14 protein-coding genes and 1 pseudogene are annotated in these 15,869 nt (G+C 48.0%); 14 read left to right on the top strand and 1 reads right to left on the bottom strand.

Translation table 11 applies throughout. The features are described 5' to 3' along the window. Nucleotides 1-12 precede the first annotated feature (12 nt). On the bottom strand, nucleotides 13-1,356 hold the full coding sequence (locus Q0413_RS09045; protein WP_298989552.1) for an apolipoprotein N-acyltransferase: 1,344 nt from the start codon (nucleotides 1,354-1,356) through the stop codon (nucleotides 13-15). Between Q0413_RS09045 and yajC the strand changes: the two genes are divergently transcribed. From yajC to Q0413_RS09110, 14 genes and pseudogenes are all read left to right on the top strand, one after another. Next, nucleotides 1,332-1,604 carry a preprotein translocase subunit YajC gene (gene yajC / locus Q0413_RS09050; RefSeq protein WP_005872282.1) on the top strand — a complete coding sequence of 91 codons (273 nt, stop codon included), beginning with the start codon at nucleotides 1,332-1,334 and terminating at the stop codon, nucleotides 1,602-1,604. The two genes, Q0413_RS09045 and yajC, sit on opposite strands and share 25 nt — an antisense overlap. Further along, nucleotides 1,594-3,195, top strand: a complete 1,602-nt coding sequence (secD, locus tag Q0413_RS09055) for a protein translocase subunit SecD (RefSeq protein ID WP_298989554.1) — start codon at nucleotides 1,594-1,596, stop codon at nucleotides 3,193-3,195. Before yajC ends, secD begins: the two co-directional genes overlap by 11 nt. Beyond that, nucleotides 3,182-4,150, top strand: a complete 969-nt coding sequence (gene secF / locus Q0413_RS09060) for a protein translocase subunit SecF (protein WP_291935970.1) — start codon at nucleotides 3,182-3,184, stop codon at nucleotides 4,148-4,150. Before secD ends, secF begins: the two co-directional genes overlap by 14 nt. A 9-nt stretch (nucleotides 4,151-4,159) precedes the next feature. Further along, nucleotides 4,160-4,501: a DUF6394 family protein gene (locus Q0413_RS09065; protein ID WP_005872279.1), complete on the top strand. Its 342-nt coding sequence runs from the start codon at nucleotides 4,160-4,162 to the stop codon at nucleotides 4,499-4,501. A gap of 9 nt (nucleotides 4,502-4,510) precedes the next feature. Next, the gene (gene leuS / locus Q0413_RS09070) at nucleotides 4,511-6,958 is read left to right on the top strand and encodes a leucine--tRNA ligase (RefSeq protein WP_298989556.1); all 2,448 of its coding nucleotides are present in this window, start codon (nucleotides 4,511-4,513) and stop codon (nucleotides 6,956-6,958) included. A gap of 6 nt (nucleotides 6,959-6,964) precedes the next feature. Next, the gene (gene lptE, locus Q0413_RS09075) at nucleotides 6,965-7,504 is read left to right on the top strand and encodes an LPS assembly lipoprotein LptE (RefSeq protein WP_298989559.1); all 540 of its coding nucleotides are present in this window, start codon (nucleotides 6,965-6,967) and stop codon (nucleotides 7,502-7,504) included. Between the two features lie 37 nt (nucleotides 7,505-7,541). Next, a pseudogene (locus Q0413_RS11270) lies at nucleotides 7,542-7,745 on the top strand (bifunctional folylpolyglutamate synthase/dihydrofolate synthase); the annotation flags it as partial. 111 nt (nucleotides 7,746-7,856) lie between these two features. Then, nucleotides 7,857-9,110 (top strand): bifunctional folylpolyglutamate synthase/dihydrofolate synthase, encoded by a 1,254-nt coding sequence (locus Q0413_RS09080; protein ID WP_366939673.1) that lies wholly within the window; start codon nucleotides 7,857-7,859, stop codon nucleotides 9,108-9,110. Further along, nucleotides 9,103-9,996 (top strand): M23 family metallopeptidase, encoded by an 894-nt coding sequence (locus tag Q0413_RS09085; protein ID WP_298989565.1) that lies wholly within the window; start codon nucleotides 9,103-9,105, stop codon nucleotides 9,994-9,996. Before Q0413_RS09080 ends, Q0413_RS09085 begins: the two co-directional genes overlap by 8 nt. Next, nucleotides 9,996-12,956 (top strand): DEAD/DEAH box helicase, encoded by a 2,961-nt coding sequence (locus Q0413_RS09090; RefSeq protein ID WP_298989567.1) that lies wholly within the window; start codon nucleotides 9,996-9,998, stop codon nucleotides 12,954-12,956. The genes Q0413_RS09085 and Q0413_RS09090 overlap by 1 nt, the downstream gene beginning before the upstream one ends. Continuing rightward, a complete protein-coding gene (locus Q0413_RS09095) occupies nucleotides 12,940-13,923 on the top strand; it encodes an ATP-binding protein (protein ID WP_298989569.1) in 984 nt (327 codons plus the stop codon). The genes Q0413_RS09090 and Q0413_RS09095 overlap by 17 nt, the downstream gene beginning before the upstream one ends. After that, the gene (locus Q0413_RS09100) at nucleotides 13,920-14,045 is read left to right on the top strand and encodes a hypothetical protein (RefSeq protein ID WP_298989571.1); all 126 of its coding nucleotides are present in this window, start codon (nucleotides 13,920-13,922) and stop codon (nucleotides 14,043-14,045) included. The genes Q0413_RS09095 and Q0413_RS09100 overlap by 4 nt, the downstream gene beginning before the upstream one ends. Then, complete coding sequence (locus Q0413_RS09105; protein ID WP_298989573.1) at nucleotides 14,042-14,740, top strand: 3-methyladenine DNA glycosylase; 699 nt, start codon at nucleotides 14,042-14,044, stop codon at nucleotides 14,738-14,740. Before Q0413_RS09100 ends, Q0413_RS09105 begins: the two co-directional genes overlap by 4 nt. 2 nt (nucleotides 14,741-14,742) lie before the next feature. After that, nucleotides 14,743-15,869, top strand: a 1,127-nt coding sequence (locus tag Q0413_RS09110; RefSeq protein ID WP_298989575.1) for a glycosyltransferase family 39 protein, incomplete at its 3' end; no start/stop codon positions are given.

Raw genomic sequence — 15,869 nt, forward strand, 5'->3', positions numbered from 1 at the left:
TAACTTTTTAGGCTATTTTAGATGATCTTTAAGGCGGTTTATCCAGATCTTTTTCGGAGCGATTATCTCGCTAGCGCTGCCGTTTACGGCGTGATAGATCAATGTACCGTGCAAGCTCGCGTAGTAGCGGATTATGAGGCGCTGCAAATAGGGCTCGTAGCTTGGCACGAACCAGCCGTTATTGCTGATCGCTACGACGTATTTGGGCGAGCCTTCGTAAAGCTCTGCGCGCGTAGCCTCGTAGCAAACGGCGCTTCTTACGCTTCGCCCGCCAAGCTCGTAGTCGCTAAAACCGCTAGCGGTCGAAAAATCGGTCGCGCCGCCTAATAGCACGCGGTTGATGAAATTTCGCGCAAATTCTGGCAGCGGCACCATTTCGCCAAACGGCACCAAAATGTGTTTATCGAAGCGCTTCATTTCCCCGTTTGCAAAAAGATAGGCGCTGTTGTAAAATTTCCCGTTCTCATACGCTTCTGCGCCCGCTACTATCGTAATTGCGCGCGATTTTTCCTTTAGAGCTTCAACTAGCACGTTTTCTAAATTTAGCGGCATCGCAAAGGCGCTCTCGGGCAAAATTATCGCATCCTGCCCCGCTGCGATCGCATCATCGATGCGGGCTAAATTTGCCAACGCGGCGGATAAAATTTTATCTTTCGCCCAGATGTCGTGCTGCGAAATGTCGGTGTTTGCGAGTAAAATTTTAATCGGCAGCGGCTCGGCTTCTTTTTGGCTGAATTGCAGCGCGCAGATCAAAAATGCCGCGAAAATTAGGGCGTTAAGTTTAGCCCGGGCGCCGCGCCCCCGTAGATATAAAACCGTGCAAAGCCCCGCTAAAATCAGAGCCAGCGCGCTAAGATCGGCTCTGAAAATTCCATGGCTTAGAAGCAGTTCAAAATTTAACCAATCGAAGCCGAAAGGATGGATAAATTTTAGAATTAAAAGGCATGCAGCGCGCAAAACGGGCGCGTCAAAGATCGCAAAGATGCGGAAAATAAAGGCGTAAACGAGACAAATTCCAAGAATTTCAAGCGGGATCAAAAACGCAAGATCGAAATAGATCAGGCTGAAGCTGATCCAGTGCATCCATAGCGCGCCGATAAAAAATCCGCACCAAAACCACTCCGCCTTGCTTGCCTTTAGTAGATAAAAAAGTGCCGCTATCGCAATTAAAGGCGAGAAAAATTCCGCCGCCAAAGCAGCCAAGCCGTCAAATTTAGAGCTTAAAATTTCTACAAAAATAAAATTTGAAAGCGCAAGCGCAAGAACAAAGCCTTTATTTATGTAACTTAATGTAAAATAGCTACTTTTTAAATTTCTAATAAAGGAAACACATGGAACAAGGAAACTTCTTTGCATCAATCCTGCCTATCGTCGTAATCTTTGCGATTATGTATTTTTTGATTATCAGACCGCAGCAAAAGCAGGCCAAGGATCATAAAGCGATGGTCGATGCGCTCGGCAAAGGCGATAAGATCATAACTAGCGGTGGCATAAAATGCACGGTCGTGAAAACAAACAATGATTTTATCACAGTTAAGCTTAACGATGAGGTCATGGTTGAGCTGGATAAACAATTTGTGGCAAGAAAATTAGATGAGCAGTAAAATTTCATACCGCCTGCTGATCTTTTTGGCTGCAGTTATTTTTTCGGCGATTTTTGCCGCGCCTTCGATCTTTCAGACCGAAAAGGGAAGCAAGATAAACTTGGGTTTGGATCTGCAAGGCGGCCTGCATATGCTTTTGGAAGTTCAAAGCGACGAGGCGGTCGTTTCAAAGATCAAATCGATCGCCGCTAGCGTCAATTACGCCGCCAAGCGCGACGATCTGTTGATGGACGGGCTAAAATTGGAAGGTGATTCGTTTGAATTTGAAATTTTAGACGCGGACGAGGCTTCTAAATTTGATGCGATTTTGCATAGCGCCGCAAGCGGATTAGACATTCAAAAATCGGGCGAAAAATACCGCATTACGCTAACGCCCGAGGAGATTGAGGCTACTAAAAAATACGCGATCGAACAGGCTGTCGAGACTATCCGAAACCGCCTAGATCAATTCGGACTTGCGGAGCCAACGGTAGCAAAGCAGGGCGAGAGCTACATTTTGGTTGAGCTTCCTGGCGTCAAAAGCGCAGCGGATGAGCAGCGCGCCAAGGATTTGATCGCCAAAGCGGCTCACTTGCAGCTTATGGCGGTGGACGACGTGCGCCAAGACCGCGCGCAGACTATCAGCGCAGCGGATGCTAGAGCTTACGGCGACGTGATCTACCCGGACGTTAAGAATCCGAATTATAAGTATCTCATAAACGAAATTCCAGTGCTTGATGGCGCGATGCTAGTTGATGCAAAGGTTGCTTTTGATCAACACACCAACCAGCCGATCATAAATTTTACGCTAAACTCTCAAGGCGCTCAAATTTTTGGCGATTTTACCGGCAAAAACGTCGGTAAGCGCCTTGCGATTGTGCTTGACGGCAAGGTTTACTCCGCACCGCGCATAAACGAGCGTATCGGCGGCGGCAGCGGTCAGATCAGCGGCGGATTTAGCGTCGAGGAGGCGCACGACGTAGCGATCGCGCTTAGAAGCGGCGCGCTTTTGGCCCCCGTCAAAGTTTCCGAAACGCGCAGTATCGGCCCTAGCCTAGGGCAAGATAGCATTGATAAGAGTATGGCGGCGCTTAGCCTTGCGGCGGTTGCGATTTTGATCTTTATGATTTTATACTATGGCGTGGCGGGGCTTTTTGCCGACATCGCGCTTGTAGTAAATATTTTATTTCTGATCGCTTGTATGGCGCTTTTTGGTGCAACATTAACGCTTCCTGGAATGGCGGGAATCGTGCTAACTATCGGAATGGCGGTAGATGCGAATGTCATCATTAACGAGCGCGTTAGAGAGGTGCTAAGGACGGGAATTCCAATCCGCCAAAGTATAAATAAAGGCTATGAAAATGCGATGAGCGCGATCGTGGATTCAAATATCACTACGCTAATTACTTCTGCTGCGCTTTATGCTTACGGCACGGGTCCAGTGAAGGGCTTTGCCGTCACGATGAGCATCGGTATCGTAGCGTCGATGATAACGGCTATTTTAGGCACTCACGGAATGTTTGAGTTAGTAATGGATAAGATGGAAAAGAGCAAAAATACCGCGCTTTGGCTCGGTTATAAAGTAAGAGGAGGCGCAAATGCAAGTGTTTGATAAGGGCAAAATTTATGATTTTATGAAATTTAGATATTTTACTTTTGCGCTTTCTGCTGTTTTGATAATAGGCTCTATTGCGCTATTTTTCATTAAGGGCATTAATTACGGCATCGATTTTAGCGGCGGTACACTCATTCAGGTTAAATACGACGCTAAAGCACCGCTTGATGAGATCAGAAAGCGCTTCGAAGCGGCAAATTTAGGCAATATCAACGTTACGGAATTTGGTAGCGATCAAGAGGTCACGATTAGATATTCGGGCGCTGCGAGTGAACTGGGCGATAATCCCGCCTTAGCGGCGCAAAAAATTTTACAAGGTAGTGGAAACTTCGACATTCGCAAGGTCGATATCGTAGGTCCTAAAGTCGGCGAGGAGCTTCGCACAAACGGAATTTTAGCGGTATGCGTGTCGTTTGCGCTCATTTTGGTTTATATCACCCTGCGGTTTGAGTGGAGATTTGCGATTGCAGCCGTGCTATCGGATCTGCACGACGTCGTAGTTGCCGTAGGTGCGATGATTTTAGCCGGCGTGGATTTCAACCTTGAAATTTTAGCTGCATTGCTAACTATAATGGGCTACTCGCTAAACGACACCATCGTTGTTTTCGATAGAATTCGAGAAGGTGTAAAAGATAGTAAATCGATTAAGCTTGACGAGGTTATAAACGAATCGATCTCTCATACGCTATCGCGCACGTTGCTTACTTCGCTTACGACTCTCATCGTCATCGTGATTTTATTCGTCTGGGGCGGCGAGATGATCCACGGCTTTAGCTTCGTGATGCTAATAGGCGTCATAGCAGGAACATTCAGCTCTGTATTCGTAGCTGCTCCGATGCTGATTTTGTTTAAATTTAACGTCGAGAAATACCGCGCGTTTTTAGCCGAAAAACAGCGCCGTATCAAAGAGAAAGAAAAGAATCGCGCCATGTATGAAAAAGGCACGGTGTAAGGATAAAAGATGAACTGGGGAAGGGTAATTTACATATTTTTTGCGCTGATGAGTATGACTACGATAGGCGGGTTTTTGTATGAGAAGAATGAAATTTTACTTTTCATAGCAACCAGCGTGAATGCAGTCTCGACGCTTTTGAAGGTAGGCGTGCGAAATATGCTAGCAGCCGAGCTTTTTGCAAGCTCACTCGTAGCAGATCTGCATCTCATACCGGCGTTCGTTTTGATTGTAGTAGCGCCGGGAGATTTGTCGATCGTGACCTCGCTTGCGATCGGCGCGCTACTTGCAAACTTTTTCTCGCTAATTTTAATAGCGATTGAGTCGGCAAAAACTAAAGACGAATTCTAGGAGCGCAAAATGCCTTACGATAGTAAAAGTATTGAGCTTAAATGGCAGAAAATTTGGGATGAAGAGGGGGCTTTCGAGCCTAAGGATGATTATAGCCTGCCTAAAAAATATATCCTTTCGATGTTTCCCTACCCAAGCGGCCGCATCCACATGGGGCACGTGCGAAATTACAGCATCGGCGACACGCTGAGCCGCTACTACAGGCTGCGCGGATACAACGTGCTTCAGCCGATCGGCTTTGACAGCTTCGGAATGCCTGCGGAAAATGCGGCGATCAAACACGGCATTCACCCTAAAACTTGGACTTACGAAAATATCGATTATATGAAAAAGGAGCTGCACCGCCTGGGCTTTAGCTTTTCGGCTCGTCGTATGCTCGCCACCTCCGATCCGCTCTATACGCGCTGGGAGCAGGAATTTTTCATCAAACTTTTTGAAAAAGGGCTTATCTATAGAAAAAGTGCCGTGGTAAACTGGTGCGAGCACGATCAGACGGTGCTTGCCAACGAGCAGGTCGAGGAGGGCAGGTGCTGGCGCTGCGGCAACGAGGTCGTGCAAAAGCAGATGCCTGGCTACTACCTAAAAATCACCGCCTACGCGCAGGAGCTTTTGGATTGCCTAAAGCAACTTGAGGGCAAGTGGCCCGCTCAGGTGCTTACGATGCAGGAAAACTGGATCGGGCGCAGCGAGGGTTTAGAATTTAGCTTTAAATTTGACGAGCAAAGCAGCGCCAAACTTGGCGGCATCGAGGGCTTTAAGGTCTTTACGACGCGCCCCGATACGATTTACGGTATGAGCTACGCGGCGCTTGCGCCGGAACACGAGGTCGTAAAGAGACTTTTGGATAATAATTTACTTGACGCCAAAGCTGCGGCGAAGGTGAGAGAAATTTTAAATCAAAGCCCGCGTGAGCGTCAAGCAAGCGATAAAGACGGCGTGAGCCTCGGAATCAGCGTGCTTCATCCGCTAAGCGGCAAAAAAATCCCCGTTTGGATCGCAAATTTCGTCCTAGCAGAATACGGCGGCGGTGCGGTCATGGCGGTGCCTGCGCACGATGAAAGAGACTTCGAGTTTGCAAAGAAATTTAACCTGCCGATCATTCAAAGCATCGCTCCAAAAAGCGGCGATTACGACGCTAGCAAAGCCTACGTAGAGAGCGGAGTTTTGGTAAATTCCGAAGAGTTTAGCGGCATGAATAGCGAGAAGGCAAAAAGTGCCATTATTTCAAAATTTGAAGAGCTAGGGCTCGGACATCGCGTGGTAAATTTTAAACTGCGCGATTGGGGTGTAAGCCGCCAGCGCTACTGGGGCGCGCCAATACCTATGATCCACTGCCCAAAATGCGGGCTGGTAAGCGAGGAAATTTCAAATCTGCCCGTAGAGCTTCCGCAGGATATTAAGATCACCGGCAAGGGCAATCCACTCGACGCGCATCCTAGCTGGAAGTTTTGCAAATGCCCTAAATGCGGCGGCGACGGGGTGCGCGAGACCGACACGCTCGATACATTTTTTGAAAGCTCATGGTATTTCGCGCGCTACGCAAGCGACGAACGGACGTGGCAGCAGCGGGCGTTTGACGAGCAAAGCGTGAACTACTGGATGAACGTCGATCAATATATCGGCGGCATCGAGCACGCGATATTGCACCTTTTGTATGCGAGATTTTTTCAAAAGGCTCTTCGCGACATAGGCTATCTGCGCGATAGCGAGCCGTTTGAGCGGCTGCTAACCCAGGGCATGGTGCTAAAAGACGGCGCGAAGATGAGTAAAAGCAAAGGAAACACCGTCGATCCCGATGATATTATCGAGAGATACGGCGCCGATACGGCGAGACTTTTTATACTTTTTGCAGCACCTCCGCAAAAGGAGCTTGAATGGAACGACAGCGCGGTAGAGGGCGCGTATAAATTTCTTAGCCGCCTCTACGATCGCGCCGAAAATGCCTACGCTACTGATAAAATTCCGCAGATCGACCACGCCGCTTTAAACAAAGAGGAAAAATACGCCCGCCTTAAAGTTTATGAGGCGCTTAAGAAGTCGCAGCAGGTTTATGAGAGCAGTTTTGCTTTTAATACCCTAATTGCTGCGTGTATGGAGGCGCTAAACGCCCTAAATGCGCAGAGCGACAAAGACGTATTTACCGAGGGCTACTTCGTGATATTAAGTCTGCTCGAGCCTATCGTGCCGCACATCTGCGCCGAGCTTAGCGAGAGGCTGTTTGGACGGGCGAATTTTTGCGAGCTGAGAGTTTGCGAAGAGGTCTTTGAGAGCGATACGATAAAGCTTGCCGTCACGATTAACGGCAAAAAGCGCGCGGAGTTTGAAGCGGGCGCGAGCCTAAGCGAGAGCGAAATTTTAAACCTTGCGAAGCGCAACTGCGCCAAATGGCTAGAGGGCAAGAGCATCGTAAAAGAAATTTACGTCAAAAACAAGCTCGTAAATTTGGTGATAAAGTAGGCGAAGATGAGAAAAGCTTTAACCGTTTTTTGTTTGATTTTTTTGATCGGCTGCGGCTACAAACCCGCCGCAAGGATCGCGAAAGAAACGATGGATGGAAGCGTATTTGTGGACGTAATGATGAGCAAGACCGATCCGCAAAACACCGTCGCGATCAAAGACGCGATCAGGCAGGGCATAGTCCAGCGCCTGGGCATGAGCCTTGCGGATAAAAACTCGGCTCAAACCCAGATCGTCGCTTCGATCAAAAGGCTGAGCTTTAGCGAGCTTTCATACGATCAGTTCGGCTATGTCACTAGCTACCGCGCAAATCTTGTCGTAAATTTTAGCACCAAGCTTAAAAACGGCGAGGTTTTCAGCAAGGATTGCGTGGGCGATTACGATTTTAAAGTTAGCCGCCTAGTCAAAAATAGCTACGATACGAGCTCGATCATTAGCGATAAGGACCGCTACAAGGCGATCGAAAATGCCTCTACGCAGGCGTTTGACGAGTTTATTTCGGCGCTTGCGATTAGGGGATTCAGACTTGAGCGGGCGCAGCATTAAAGAATTTTTGCAAAATCGCCCGATTTATTACAAAAAAATCGACTATGAGCGCTTCCCGCGGGCGTATGCCGCCATTAAAGATAAAATTCCGCTCAAAAACGTCATTCAGATCATCGGCACCAACGGCAAGGGCAGCACCGGGCGGTTTTTGGCTAACGCGATCGCCGCAGCGGGCTTTAGCGTCGGGCACTACACTAGCCCGCACGTTTTTAAGCTCAACGAGCGCATCTATCTAGGCGGACGCATCGCGCAAGGCCCCGTTTTTGCGTTAAATTCAGGCGCTTTAAATTTTAAAAACGAGCAAAATTCCGCTTCGGCGTCAAATTTTACGGAAAAACAAAATTCCGTAAAGATGCAAAATTTTGCGAGCGGAGAAAATTCCGCCTCTCAAATTTCTATTTCTAATTTGCAAAATTCCGCCACGCAGAATTTGCGCGGCGAGCAGAATTCCGCCCTGCAAAACCCCGTTTATACCACGCAAAATTTTTGTAGCGAGCAGAATTTCATCGCGCAAAATTCCATCGATACGCAAAATTCTGCTTCTACACAAAATTTATGGAATTCTCAAGATCTCAAATCGCCGTCTGAGCAAAATTTAAAATTCTCGCCGGAGCAAAATTTTAAATCTCCGCTAGGATCAAATTTTAAATCCGCTCAAAGCTCGCTTCCCATTTCGCTAGGTCGTGATGCCACGGATGAGGAGCTTGATTTCGCGCATGAGTTTTTGCAAGAGAGCTTGCCCGCGGAGTTTAAAGATAGCCTGTCATATTTCGAGTATCTCACGCTTGCGGCGGCAGTGCTTTTTAGGGATTGCGATTACTGCGTGATCGAGGCCGGGATGGGCGGCGAGTTTGACGCTACGTCGAGCTTTGGGCGCATGCTGTCGCTTTTTACACCGATCGGCACCGATCATTTGGGCATGCTAGGACAAAATCTAGAGCAGATCGCCCACACCAAGCTCATTACGATGGATAAGGAAGCGATTTTAAGCGATGAGATGAGCGAGGTTCCGCTTCGTATCGCGCAGCAGATCGCAGAGCAAAAAGGAACTCATTTGAGGTTTGCAGCAGAGCTTTTAAGCAAGAGCGAGCAAGCGCAGATCGCGGAGTTTTGCGCGCACAATAATCTACCTAAATTTCAAATTTCAAATTTAGCTCTAGCGCTTGCCGCGATGAAATTTTTAAATTTGAAATTTGAAATTTCGCAGCTGCCGCCTCTAAATTTACGCGGCAGGATGGAAGTTTTGGCGCCAAATTTACGCGTGGATGTCGGACACAACGAGCTTGCGGCACAGCAAGTCGCCCGCGAAATTATTGAAATCTACAGGGGCAGAAAGATCGTGCTGATTTACAACGCTTTTGCCGATAAGGACGTGGCTGCGGTGCTGCAGACTTTGGCGCCCGTGGTAGAGCGCGTGGAGATCTTTAACTACGAGGTTGCGGATCGCGAAATGGCGGCAGAGGCGATAACCCGTGCGCTTGACGCGCTTAAAATTCCGCATTCGCCGTTTCGCGGCGAGCTTAGAGCGGACGAGGAGTATTTGGTTTTCGGCTCGTTTCATTTGGTAGAAAATTTCATTTTATGGCTTGAGGCGCGCCGTGGCTAAAACTAAACTCACCCTAAGCGATCACTTTGGCACCAAGACGCTGTATTTTGGCGAGAATTTTAGATTTCAACTTAAAATTTTATCCGCGTTTTTCATAATTTTTCTGCTAGTTTTGTTTTTTGCGATCTTTAAACTTGCGAGCGACCGATCAAATTTAAAAGAGCTAAACAAAACCCTCTACGCCGAAAATCTCGCGCTTAAAGAGCAAAATATCGCGCTTGAGGGCAAAAACGAGGAGGTGCTTGCCAAGCTGGACGGACGCGAGGACGACGGAGGCGGGCTGGATAGTGATATCCAGGTAATGCTTGCGATGAATGAGATGAAAAAGGAGCGTAAAAAGGGCTCCGGCGCGCATATCGCAGCTAGCGAAAAAACGGCGAGCGCGATTCTTAGCGCTGTGCCTAATGGACTTCCGATGCAGTATCGCGGCGTCACTAGCCCTTTTGGGATGCGCACCCATCCAATCAGCGGCATTATGAGGATGCACCACGGCATCGACTTGCGAGCAAGCGAGGGCACTCCGGTGTTTGCGACTGCAGAGGGCTTTGTGCAGTTTGCAGGCGGCAGTGGCAGCGGATATGGAATTTTAGTGATTTTATCGCACAATTACGGCTTTGAGACCCGCTACGGCCACCTTAGCTCCGCGGTCGTAACGCCCGGTTCTTGGGTTAAAAAGGGCGATCTTATCGGCTATAGCGGCAACACTGGCTACAGCACCGGCCCGCACCTGCATTACGAAGTTAGGTTTTTGGCTCAAAGCGTTGATCCTGCAAATTTTATGAGCTGGAACGCGCAGAATTTCAAAAATATCTCGACCTTGGAGCCTAACGTATCGTGGCAGGAGATCGCAAACGTCGTGCAGCACCAGATCGAAAGGTTTAAATAATGCAAGCCGAGGTTTACGAATACTTTTTGCAAAACCAAAAAGAGCTTTTGATCTGCGAGGATGAAAAGGAAGCCGCGGCGTGCGAGCAGGTGCTAAAATTTATGGGCTACGCGGCCTTTTGCCTGCCCGATTTTAGAGCGAGCTTCGGCGAGGATCTGCGCAGCTACATGGGTGAGCTTGCGGGTATCAGCACCGCTCTTAGCGCGTTTTACAAAGCAAGCGGTAAAAAAATTTTAATCTCGCCCGTCCGCACGATCTTAAATAAACTCCCCGCCGCAAGCCATCTGCGCCCGTTAAATATAAAATTTGGAAGCGAATTAAACTTAAGCGAGCTGAAAGATGAAATTTTACGCCTGGGATACGACGTGCGCGACATCGTCGAAAGCATGGGCGAGGTGAGCTTCCGTGGCGAGATCATCGATATTTTTTCGGTAGGAAGCGAAAGCGCGGTTAGAATTCTGCTCGACGGCGAGAGGGTTGAGAGTATCAGGCTCTTTGACGTCGCGACGCAAAAAAGCGAAAAAGATGAGCTTTCGCAAGCCGAGATAGCGCCGTTTTTGGCAAATTTAAGCGAGGACGAGTTTGAGAGCGTGAGCGAAAAGATATCGCGCGCGGATAGCGACGCGTTAGCGCGCGATCTGGGCTCGCTCGGGTTTTGGTTTATCGAGGGCTTCGTCGATTACGTGAGCGCGTTTGATTGCGTCTTGCTGCATGAGATCAAAAAGGATGAAATTTTTTCTGAGCGCAATTTGGATTTTTTAGACGCGATCGAGGTACTGCCCGCGGCGCGTAAATTTAAAGACCTCGCCGTGACGCCGTCGCAGGAATTTTTTGAATTTCACCGCAGCGAGGCTATCACGCTGATCGCGCGAAACGACGCGCTGCTCGCGCCGTTTGATCTTAGCGGATTTAGCAATATCGAAATTTTACGCGAAGATTTCGTCGTAAATTTAATAAGCGCCGAGCGTATCATCCTTTCGCTAAACAAAGCGGCGCCTAAAAAGCGCGTGCGAAGATCGAGCCTGGCTCTGGATGAGCTAAACGTGGGCGATTTTGTCGTGCACGAAGATCACGGTATCGCTAAATTTAACGGGCTTGAGCTCATCGAGGTGATGGGGCGCAGCAAGGAGTTCGTATCCCTGCTCTACGAGGGCGGCGACAAGCTGCTGCTGCCGGTAGAGTATCTAAATAAGATCGATCGCTACGTAGCAAGCGGCGGCGCCGTGAGCTTGGATCATCTGGGCAGGGCGAGCTTTTCAAAAATCAAGGAGCGAGTGCGCGAAAAGCTCTTCGCGATCGCTTCAAAGATCATTGCACTGGCTGCCAAGCGCGAGCTGATGCGAGGGCTCGTCATCAAAAACGAAAGCGCGGATTATGCGAAATTTTTAAGCGCAAGCGGTTTTAGCTACACGAGCGATCAGCAAAAGGCTGTGAGCGCGATTTTAGCGGATCTGCAAAGCGGCAAGGTGATGGATCGCCTACTTAGCGGCGACGTGGGCTTTGGAAAGACTGAGGTTGCGATGAATGCGATCTTTGCCTGCATTCGCAGCGGTCATTCGGTGCTGTTTTTCGTACCCACTACTCTGCTTAGCTCGCAGCATTACGCCACGCTTAGCGAGCGCTTTAGGGAGTTTGAAATTCCCGTTTTCAAGCTCGATCGCTTTAGCAGCGCAAGGCAAAAGAGTGAAATTTTAAAGCGCCTGCAAAGCGGCGAGGCGATCGTCGTGGTCGGCACGCACTCGCTTTTAAATTTAAACCCCGCAAATTTAGGGCTCATAATCATCGATGAGGAGCATAAATTCGGCGTTAAGCAAAAGGAGCGGCTCAAAGAGAAAAGCGCCGCCTCGCACCTGCTTAGTATGTCCGCGACGCCGATACCGCGCAGCCTAAATATGGCGCTAAGCTCGATTAAAAGCTACTCCACGCTGCTTAGCCCGCCGCAGGATCGCCTGGACGTGCGCACCTTCGTCAAGCAGTGGGACGAAAAGATCGTAAAAGAGGCGATCTCGCGCGAACTGCGACGCGGCGGGCAGATCTTTTACGTTCATAACCACATCGCGACGATGCAAAGCGCCAAAAAGAAGCTGCTTGAAATTTTGCCGAGCCTTAAAATTCTGATCCTGCACTCCAAGATCGACGCCAAGACGACGGAGGATGAAATTTTAAAATTTGTAGCGGGCGGATACGATCTGCTACTTTGCACCAGCATCGTAGAAAGCGGCATCCACATGCCGCGCGTAAATACTATAATAGTCGAAAACGCGGGTAAATTCGGTATCGCCGATCTGCACCAGCTACGCGGTCGCGTCGGGCGCAGTAACAAACAGGGCTTTTGCTACTTTTTGATCGAGGATAAAACCGCCCTTACGCAGGACGCGCTAAAGCGGCTCGTAGCGCTTGAGAGCAACTCGTTTTTGGGCAGCGGCTCGGTGCTAGCGTATCACGATCTGGAGATTCGCGGCGGCGGAAATTTGCTCGGAGAGGCGCAGAGCGGGCATATCGAAGCGATCGGCTACTCGCTTTATCTAAAGATGCTCGAAGAGGAGATCGGCAAGCTGCTAAGCAGAAAGAGCGCCGCTGCGAGCGTGGAGCTTAAAATTTCCGTAAACGCCTTTTTAAACTCGGAATTTATCAGAGAGGATCGCCTGCGCCTAGATCTTTACAGGCGGCTTAGCAAGTGCGCCGAGGCGAGCGAAGTGATTGAAATTTTCGGCGAGATCGAGGACCGCTTCGGGCGCGCGGACATTTACACCAAGCAATTCATCGACGTGATGATGATTAAGGTTTTGGCCACGAAGATTGGCTTGCGCGTGATTTCGAGCATGGACGAAAATATCTTGATCACCCTTGCAAACGGCGATAAGGTGCGATTAAAGGCGCAGACACGCGACGATGACGACGTGATAAACGAAATTTTAATCTATCTGCGAAGGGAGCTAAAAAATGCGAACTTGCGATGAAAATATCAAAAAAAGCGCGAGCAAAAGCGTGAGCGAAGAGTTAAATTTGGACGCGGCGAGCAGTTTAAATTTAGCGCCGCAAGCCATCCTAAAAAGCGCCCAGAGCGGCACCGGCGAGCAAATTTATTTCAGCGATTTTAGCGCGATTGATTGGCGCACGGTACAGGTCGCCGTCTTTCGCGCAAATAAAAAGGCGCTAAAGATCGTCCGCGACATCGATTTCACGGGTATTGACGCGCTTGTGGGGCTAGAGAGCCAAAAATCGGCTCTTATAAAAAACACTGACGCCTTCCTGCGTGGCGCGAGCGCCAATCACGCGCTACTATGGGGCGAGAGCGGCTGCGGCAAATCAAGCCTTGCGAAGGCGGTTTTTTCTAAATTTATCCCGCAAGGCCTTAAGATCATCGAGATCGGCAGGGACGATCTGGGCTATCTCGTGGATATAATCGACGCGATCCGCGAAACAAATTTTAAATTTATCATCTTTTGCGATGATTTGAGCTTTGAGCTCGGTGAGAGCGGCTACAAGCACATAAAGCCGCTGCTTGAAGGCTCACTGGAGCGCGCGCCGCGCAACGTGCTGATGTATGCGACGTCCAATCGCCGCCACATCGTAGGCGAATGTGCAAGCGATAACGACGCCGCGCAGATAAGCCGCGGCGAGCTGCACCTAAGCGACGCGGCGAACGAGCGAATCAGCCTTAGCGAGCGCTTTGGGCTACAGCTAAGCTTTTACGGCGGGAGCATGCGGGAATATTTAGGGATCGTAGATGCCTACTTTGCGGCTGCGCAAGGTATGAGTGCGGCGGAATTTTGCCTAAGCTTTGCCGCAAATTTAGACGAGCTGCACGCAAAGGCGCGTGAGTTTGCGATGCTTCGCGCAAGCCGCAGCGGCCGCGCGGCAAAGCAGTTTTTCTTGAGCTTTGGCGAGGAATTTTTTGCAAATTTAAAAGGCGGCGGCAGATGAATACGGCGCGCGAATTTAAATTTGGCGTAAATTTTATCGTCGTGCTAGAGTGCGCGCAAAAAATCGCCGCCGCCGCGCGAAGTTTTAGAAACTACGCTAGAAATTTCGGAGGCGTGAGATGAGCGCGACCGAGCTTTTTATCGCGCTTTTTCGCGCCGTGAAAATCAAGGATTTTCGCTGGTGGCCCGGATTTGGAAGCTTTGAGGTGGTCGTGGGGGCGATTTTGATCCAAAATACGGCGTGGCGCAATGCAGACGCGGCACTGCAAAACCTGCGCAGCAAGGGGCTTTTGAGCTTAGAGGGGATTGCCGGGTTAGACGAAGCGGAGCTTGCGGAGATCATCAAAGTAAGTGGATTTTATAATCAAAAAGCTAGACGCCTAAGCTTGCTTTGCAAAGCGATAATCGCGGATTTTGGGGATTTTGAGAGTTTTAAATCGGGCGTTAGCCGCGAGTGGCTTTTAGCGCGCAAGGGGATCGGCGCGGAGAGCTGCGACGCAATCCTGTGCTATGCGTGCGAGCGCGCGGTGATGGTCGCGGACAATTACTCGGCGCGGCTGCTGGGCGCTTTGAGCTATGAGTTTGAAAGCTACGACGAGCTTAGCGCGTGGCTCGGCGAGCTGGAATTTGGGCGGGTCTATGAGTTTGTAAATTCCGCCAACTCTCCCTGCGATGCGGCGGCAAAAGCAGAGAAGCTGGAGAACGAAAACGGCGTGTATGCGCTATTTCACGGGCTCATAGTGGAATTTTGCAAAGCGCATTTGAAAGGTAAAATTTTCGACGAGAACGCGAAAATGATTTTAAATGATTTGAGGTAAATATGTTTAACACTAAAATTTTAGAAAATTTGATGGTTGCTTTTTGCTTTTGTATAACGCTTGCGTTACATTTACTGATATTTAACCATTACTTCTCACTCCAAGAAGGCTGGTGGGAAACCTATGCTTATTTAGTAAATAAAGGAGAAGTGATCAATAAAGATTTTTATCTAGCATGGACTCCGTTATTTGTATATATAAATGCCTTTTATCAAAAAATATTTGGGATAAATTTCTTTGCATTTGCCTGCATCGGCGTAGTAGCCGCAATGATACAGGTAATCTTATTGTATTTGGTTTTAAGAGAATTTTTTTCTAAAACAAGCAGCGCCGTGGCTGCACTTTTTGCGACATTTTTAAATATAAATAGCGGCACCTATATCGCCAAAGATTATCATACATACGTATATATTACAGAATTTTTGACATTGCTATTTTTTATAAAATATATCAAAAATTACAATTCTAATATGGGTAGAATTTATCATATAATTGGAATTTTGTTTTGTATTTTATTGTTTTTCATTAAACAAAATGTGGGTTTGGTTCTTTTTGCTAGTTTGTTTGTCGCATATGCTTTTGTTGCTACAAGTTTTAAAGATTATATAAAAAGAATCGGTTTTTTACTCATTACCTCTGCTATATTTTTTACTATTATGAATTTTGTCATTCCTTTTAATTTATCTTCTATAACAGAAAATGATTCCAAAGGCAGCTTTTTCGCTATGGCTACTAGATTTATCACATATCCTTTAAATCAAACGATACTAAAAAACTCACTTATTGTATCGATAGCTGTACTCATCTTATATGTTATAAGATCAAAAATAGCGGAAATTTATACTAATTTATATGAAAAAGCTATAGCCAAAACTACAAGAGAATTTCGTATATTAATGCTTGTAATATTACATATAATTTTAATATATTGTATGTTTATTAAGATGAGCGGTAGCGGGATAGAAATAAAGAATTTTATATCTCTTTCAATAGGTATTATTCTATTTTTGCTGTATATATGTTTCAAGAGGAACGATGTAATTGGCAATTCATCAAAGATATATGCCTTTATGATTGTAGCCATGGCCGCCATATCTTATTCGGGTACTTTGGCTGATGCTTTTACGGC

It is taken from the genome of uncultured Campylobacter sp. (genome assembly GCF_938045465.1).
In the GTDB taxonomy this organism is placed as follows: Bacteria; Campylobacterota; Campylobacteria; order Campylobacterales; family Campylobacteraceae; genus Campylobacter_B.